We start from the raw sequence: 5,761 nt of genomic DNA, 5'->3' as shown, positions 1-5,761 counted from the left end.
AGCAACCGAATGGAAAGGATAAGAAAGCTTTTGGCCCGCCTCTTTGCCCGCCGCGAAATGAACCTGACCACCGCTCTCGAGCGTCAGCGTCTCGCCAACACCATGCCCGGCCAGACTGGCGCCATGAATGCGGCGCGCCTCGGCTTCGTCGCCTGAAGATTTTCCAGGCAGCGCATCCCTGCCGCTGCTTTAAAACTGCAACGCCGCCTGCCTCCAGCCAGAGCGGCGTTTTTGTTCTGCGCACAGGCTGTACGCTGCCTGTCCCTTGAACAGTTCGTGCCACTTCCGGGCCCCGCTGCACGCCGATTGCCCATTTGCGACCCATGTCGCAAATTTAATCTTGTCGTAGCGGCGTAGCCGATTGACAGACATGGTTTTTCCTGATGTCGCTATGCTATTCGCGACATCCTGTTCGCGCCATGGCTGTGTGAGGTTCCCTTGAACGCCGTAAAGCATCCGATCAAGCGGTCGTTTGTATTCTTCCTTATTCCCGATTTCACCATGATCGCCTTTGCGACCGCGCTCGACCCGCTGCGCTCGGCCAATCGCATGCTCGGCTACGAGGCCTATCGATGGCGCCTCGCCAGCATCGACGGCAAGCCGGTGCGCGCCTCGAACGGAGTCGAGTGCGCGGTCAACACGTCGCTCGAGGATGAACGCAAGAAGATGGCAGGTCCCGATCGGCCGAACATGGCCATCGTCTGCAGCGGCATCAATGTCGAGCGCTACCAAAACAAGTCCGCCTTCGCCTGGCTGCGCGAGGAATACAATCGCGGCGTCGCCGTCGGCGGCCTGTGCACCGGCGCGCATATCCTCGCCGCCGCCGGCCTGTTGTCCAACAAGCGCTGCGCCATCCACTGGGAGAACCTGCCGGGCTTTTCCGAGGCGTTCCCGAAGGCCAATGTCTTTGCCGACCTCTTCGAGATCGACCAGAACATCTACACCTGCGCCGGTGGCACCGCCGCACTCGACATGATGCTGAAGCTGATCGGCGACGACTTTGACGAGAACCTCGTCAACCGCGTCTGCGAGCAGGTGCTGACCGACCGCGTGCGCAGCCCCACCGACCGCCAGCGCCTGCCGCTGCGCGCCCGCCTCGGCGTCCAGAACTCGAAAGTGCTGACCATCATCGAGTTGATGGAAGGCAATCTGTCGGAGCCGCTGTCACTGATCGAGATCGCCGATCATGTCGACCTGTCGCGCCGCCAGATCGAGCGGCTGTTCCGCACCGAGATGGGCCGCTCCCCCGCCCGCTATTATCTCGAAATCCGGCTCGACCGCGCTCGGCACCTGCTGATCCAGTCCTCGATGCCAGTGGTCGAGGTGGCGGTCGCCTGCGGCTTCGTCTCGGCCTCGCATTTCTCCAAATGCTACCGCGAACTCTACGCCCGCTCGCCGCAGCAGGAGCGCGTCGACCGCAAGCAGCTGCTGGCCGCCTGAGCAGAGGTGTCACGTGAGGCGGCTCTGGACGCCCCGAAACGTGATCTTCCTCGCCTCAAGCGTCTGTTGAGCGAGCCAAGTATCTTTCCAGATGATCAGGCTGTGTCGGTCTGACTACGCCTGCGCCGTGCGCATCGCCTCGACCCGAATATCCTCGGTCAGCCGCGCTTTCAGCGCCGAGAATTCCGGGCTGGTCTTCAGCGTGTAATGGCGCGGATGCGGCAGGTCGATGGCGACATCCGACTTGATGCGGCCAGGCCGCGCCGTCATCACGATGACGCGCGAGGCCATGAAGATCGCCTCCTCGATGTCATGGGTGACGAACAGCACCGTCTTTTGGCGCCGTTCCCAGATGCCGAGCAGCAGTTCCTGCATCAGACCGCGCGTCTGGTTGTCGAGCGCGCCGAACGGCTCATCCAGCAACAGGATCTCCGGATCGTTAGCCAGCGCCCGGGCGATCGCCGTGCGCTGCTGCATGCCGCCGGAGAGCTGCTTCGGCCAATGGTTCTCGAACCCTTTCAGGCCGACGAGATTGACGTAGGAAGCGACGACCCCGTCCCGCTCCTTTTCGGGCATTCCGCGTTCGCGCAAGCCGAAAGCGATGTTCTGCGCCACAGTCAGCCAGGGAAACAGCGTGTAGGACTGAAAGACCATGCCGCGATCCGGCCCCGGCCGGGTCACCGCCTTGCCGTCGAGCAGCACACGGCCCTCGCTCGATGCTTCCAGGCCCGCGACAATCCTGAGCAGTGTCGACTTCCCGCAGCCGGACGGCCCCAGAATAGTGATGAAGTCGTTGGCGGCGACCGCCAGGTCGATCGGCATCAGCGCCTTGACCGGCTGACCGCCGCGCACGCCGGCAAAGGTGCGCGAAACGCCCTCGATGAGAAGCTTGTTCACGCCAGGCTCCACGGAAAGAGCCAGCGGTTGAAGGCCTTGAAGGCGAAGTCGGACAACAGCCCGATCAGTCCGATGACGATGATGCCGAAGATGATCTGACCCGTCGCCAGCCGCGACTGACTGTTGATGATCATGTAGCCGATGCCGGATGACGAGCCGATCAGTTCCGCGACGATGACATAGGTCCAGGCCCAGCCGAGCACCAGCCGCAGCGTCTCGGCGACCTCCGGCGCATTGGCCGGCATGATCACCCGGTTGACGATGCCGCTGTTGGTGGAACCCAGCGTGTAGGCGGCCTCGACCAGATCGCGTCGTGTGCCGCCAACTTTGACCGCGATGATGAGGACGATCTGGAACACCGAGCCGACGAAGATGACCAGCAGTTTTTCCAGCTCGCCGATGCCGGCCCACAAGATGAGCAGTGGGATGAATGCCGACGCAGGCAAGTAGCGGGCGAAGGAGACAAAAGGCTCCAGAAACGCCTCCACCGGCTTCCAGGCGCCCATCGCGATGCCAAGCGGTACCGCGACGACCGAGGCAAGCAGGAAGCCGCCGAAGACGCGCCAGATGGTGATCAGAACGTCGAGCCAAAAACGGTCTTCGACCAAAAGCCGCCAGCCATCCCGCAGCATCGACAGCGGATCGGCGAGGAAGATGCGGTTGACGTGGCCGCCTAGCGTGATCCAAGCCCAGAAGGCCACGAAAAGCACGAAGAAGGAAATGCCGAGCACGGTTCGGATGCCCGGCGAGACTGGATGCAAGGGGCGCATCGTCAAATCGTCGCCATTTTCAAATGGTCCCCATGCTCAAATCGCGCTTTGTCCAAGAGAAGGCGGCAGCGCCAGGCGCCGCCGCTTGATGGTCAAAGGCCGAACGATCAGTTCGAAACCGGGCTGGTGTCAGCCAACGTGGTGACGTCGGGCGCTTCCTTGATCAGTCCCATCTGCAGCAGCAGTTCGCCAGCGGTCTTGGAAAAGTCCTGGAATTCCTTGGTGAAGAACTGTTTGTTCTCCGCCCGGTCGGCCCATTTCAGGTATTTCGCCGAATCCTCGAATTCCTTGGCCGACTGTTTCACGTCGGCACCCATGGTCTCGTAGGATTTCTGCGGATCGCTCTTGATCAGGTCGAGTGCATCAAAATAGCTGTCGGCCAGCGCCTTGGCGGCATCCGGATTGGTTTTCAGGAATTCGGGTGTGCAGCCCACCGTGTCGAGCACCATCGGGTAGTCGAGCGTCGTCGCCAGGATATGGCCCTGGTCCGACTTGTCGCGCACCGCCGAGATGAACGGCTCGTAGGTGACGGCGGCGTCGTTCTGCCCGGCGAGGAAAGCTTGCGCCGCCGCATCAGGCTCCAGATTGACGACGGTGACGTCCTTCGTCGACATGCCGTTCTTGTTCAGCACCCAGGCGAGCATGAAATAGGGCGACGTGCCCGGCGCCGATGACGCGACGTTCTTGCCCTTGAGATCGGCGACGGTCTTGATGTTGTTGCGGGCGACGATGCCGTCGGCGCCGTAGGATTTGTCGAGCTGGAAGATCTGCTTGGTGGTGACGCCGCTGGCGTTCCACACCAGCCAGGTCTCCACCGTGGTGGCCGCGCATTGCAGGTCGCCGCTGGCGATGGCGAGCGGCCGGCTCGCTTGCGGCACCTTTTTCAGGGTCACGTCGAGTCCGTGTTTCTCGAAGATGCCCGCCTGCTTCGCAAGCGTCAGCGGCGCGAAGCCTGTCCAGCCGCTGATGCCGATAGTGACCGAGGTGGCAGCCATCGCCGGTGCCGACAGGCCGGCGGCAAGTGTCAGAGTTGCGGTAAGAACGGCGATCCTGTTCATGTCGGTTCCCCTTTTGTTTTTGCTGGGGAATTGTCTCACAGACGCCAATCGGCTTGTCAATGAACAGCTTGGTGAGGCAACCGGCAGGCCCGGCTCTGCTGTCGGCCAATGGCTACCACCGCCAGAAATCCATCGTGGCTAATCCAAAATGGCCTCAATAATCGTCGCAGGTGCACTCCGCCGACGATATACGGTCATTCCAGTCGCTGCCGCCGAAATCGCGGATCCGGCGCCGGATCTCGATCGAGCGGCCACCCATCCGGGAGTCCTCATAGGCAATGAGTGTGCAACCCCGGCGCACAATCACCGACGACACACGGTCGTTCCAGAACTGGCCGCCGCGAAAGTTCACGGAATCGTCGGGGCCCATACCGATGGACCGACCGCGAAAATTCGCGTGCTCGAACATCATGCAGGCGGGCTCATCATTGTATTGGGCGCTGGCGGCGTCGGCAAAAAGTACGGACGCGACAGCAGTCAGGATGGCTAGACGTTTCATCTGATGTTTCCTCGGTTTTTGCCGCGGCCCCTCCGACTGGATAGCGCGGTCCGGCCAATTTGCCAATGCTTCGGTCGCCTAGCGGCTGTCAAACATCCAGCTGCGGTTGCGCCACATTTTCTCGCCGACCAGGCAGTCGGTGGCGGGCTTGTCCTGCGCCAATACCACCGGCGGATGCGTGGCTTCTTCTGCCGCCCATTGCGGCGAGGCCGGGCCGGCGAGTTCCAGCACCAGCTTGCGACGGATGGCTTCGGGAAACTGCGTCCAGTCATTGACCGGAATCATGAAGGCTCCGGGTCCGCCGATGACGCAGTCGCTGTAGTAGCGATCGAGATTGCTGACTTCGTAGGCGCCGGAAAAACCGCCTCGCGTCATCAGCGGCAGGCCGTTGATGACGATGCCTTGCTTGATCAGATCGTCGCGGGTCAGGTTGACCGGCGCGCCTTGATTGTTGGGGCCATCGCCCGAAATGTCGATGACCCGCTTCGTGCCCTGGTAGCCGCTTTCGGCGAACAGGTCATTGCCGAACTCCAGCGCTCCGGAGATCGAGGTGCGCCGCGCGCTGTTGGGCGGCTGAGCGGATAGTTGCGCAACCACCCGCTCGGCGTCGGTGCGGCTGGCGATCACCGTCCACGGCACGATGACGCGCTGCCAGTTGGTGCCGGCCCATTCGACATAGGTGACGGCGATCTTGCCATAAGCGCCATCGGCAATGGCCTGCAGCACATTGTCGTGCGTCAGTGCCGCGGCGTAGCCGTGACGCTGGATCTCGAGTTCGTCCGGAGACATCGACAGCGAGACATCGACGGCCAGCACCAGCTCGACATCGACGGGCTCGTCAGCTTGGGCCGCGGGCGTCAACCAGAGCGTCAGTGCGAACGCGGCGCAGCCTGAAAGGAAATGTCTTGCGCAGGCAAAAGCAGACATGCCGCGAAGGTAAGCGAAAACCGTCGGCTTAAAAAGAGAAAAGCCCGGCCGATGGCCAGGCTTTTGCCTTCATGCCCTTTGCGCCGGCTAGCAATCAGCTGCGGGGCTTCAAATTCTCCGGATCGTAGAGCGGCTTGTAGCCGACAGCCGCCACTTCGACCGGATATGTC

Annotated in this window: 6 protein-coding genes and 1 pseudogene; 1 reads left to right on the top strand and 6 read right to left on the bottom strand. The window is 62.2% G+C overall.

All coding sequences use genetic code 11. From position 1 onward, the window contains the following. Positions 1 to 501 precede the first annotated feature (501 nt). Entirely contained in the window at positions 502 to 1,440 is a 939-nt protein-coding gene (locus EN884_RS23050) for a GlxA family transcriptional regulator (RefSeq protein WP_348625597.1), read from the top strand. 114 nt (positions 1,441 to 1,554) lie between these two features. Here the strand turns inward: EN884_RS23050 and EN884_RS23045 are convergent, their stop codons facing one another. The 6 genes and pseudogenes from EN884_RS23045 to EN884_RS40300 all read right to left on the bottom strand — a co-directional run. Next, complete coding sequence (locus EN884_RS23045) at positions 1,555 to 2,337, bottom strand: ABC transporter ATP-binding protein (protein WP_013531158.1); 783 nt, start codon at positions 2,335 to 2,337, stop codon at positions 1,555 to 1,557. Further along, positions 2,334 to 3,107 carry an ABC transporter permease gene (locus EN884_RS23040; RefSeq protein WP_063168206.1) on the bottom strand — a complete coding sequence of 258 codons (774 nt, stop codon included), beginning with the start codon at positions 3,105 to 3,107 and terminating at the stop codon, positions 2,334 to 2,336. Before EN884_RS23040 ends, EN884_RS23045 begins: the two co-directional genes overlap by 4 nt. A 107-nt stretch (positions 3,108 to 3,214) precedes the next feature. After that, the gene (locus EN884_RS23035) at positions 3,215 to 4,165 is read right to left on the bottom strand and encodes an ABC transporter substrate-binding protein (protein WP_063168207.1); all 951 of its coding nucleotides are present in this window, start codon (positions 4,163 to 4,165) and stop codon (positions 3,215 to 3,217) included. Between the two features lie 154 nt (positions 4,166 to 4,319). After that, complete coding sequence (locus EN884_RS23030; RefSeq protein WP_024501320.1) at positions 4,320 to 4,664, bottom strand: peptidase inhibitor family I36 protein; 345 nt, start codon at positions 4,662 to 4,664, stop codon at positions 4,320 to 4,322. A gap of 78 nt (positions 4,665 to 4,742) precedes the next feature. Beyond that, positions 4,743 to 5,591, bottom strand: a complete 849-nt coding sequence (locus tag EN884_RS23025; RefSeq protein ID WP_063168208.1) for a DUF1194 domain-containing protein — start codon at positions 5,589 to 5,591, stop codon at positions 4,743 to 4,745. 94 nt (positions 5,592 to 5,685) lie between these two features. Further along, a pseudogene (locus EN884_RS40300) lies at positions 5,686 to 5,761 on the bottom strand (aminomethyl transferase family protein); the annotation flags it as partial.

The organism is Mesorhizobium sp. M7A.F.Ca.AU.001.01.1.1 (assembly GCF_004022735.1).
In the GTDB taxonomy this organism is placed as follows: domain Bacteria; phylum Pseudomonadota; class Alphaproteobacteria; order Rhizobiales; family Rhizobiaceae; genus Mesorhizobium; species Mesorhizobium ciceri.
Note: the sequence above shows the minus strand (reverse complement) of the source record. Positions and strands in the feature narration are given on the sequence as shown.

Coding starts and splice junctions, on each gene's coding strand:
- EN884_RS23050 (WP_348625597.1), top strand. CDS start 502: ATGATCGCCTTTGCGACCGCGCTCGACCCGCTGCGCTCGGCCAATCGC.
- EN884_RS23040 (WP_063168206.1), bottom strand. CDS start 3,107: ATGCGCCCCTTGCATCCAGTCTCGCCGGGCATCCGAACCGTGCTCGGC.
- EN884_RS23035 (WP_063168207.1), bottom strand. CDS start 4,165: ATGAACAGGATCGCCGTTCTTACCGCAACTCTGACACTTGCCGCCGGC.
- EN884_RS23030 (WP_024501320.1), bottom strand. CDS start 4,664: ATGAAACGTCTAGCCATCCTGACTGCTGTCGCGTCCGTACTTTTTGCC.
- EN884_RS23025 (WP_063168208.1), bottom strand. CDS start 5,591: ATGTCTGCTTTTGCCTGCGCAAGACATTTCCTTTCAGGCTGCGCCGCG.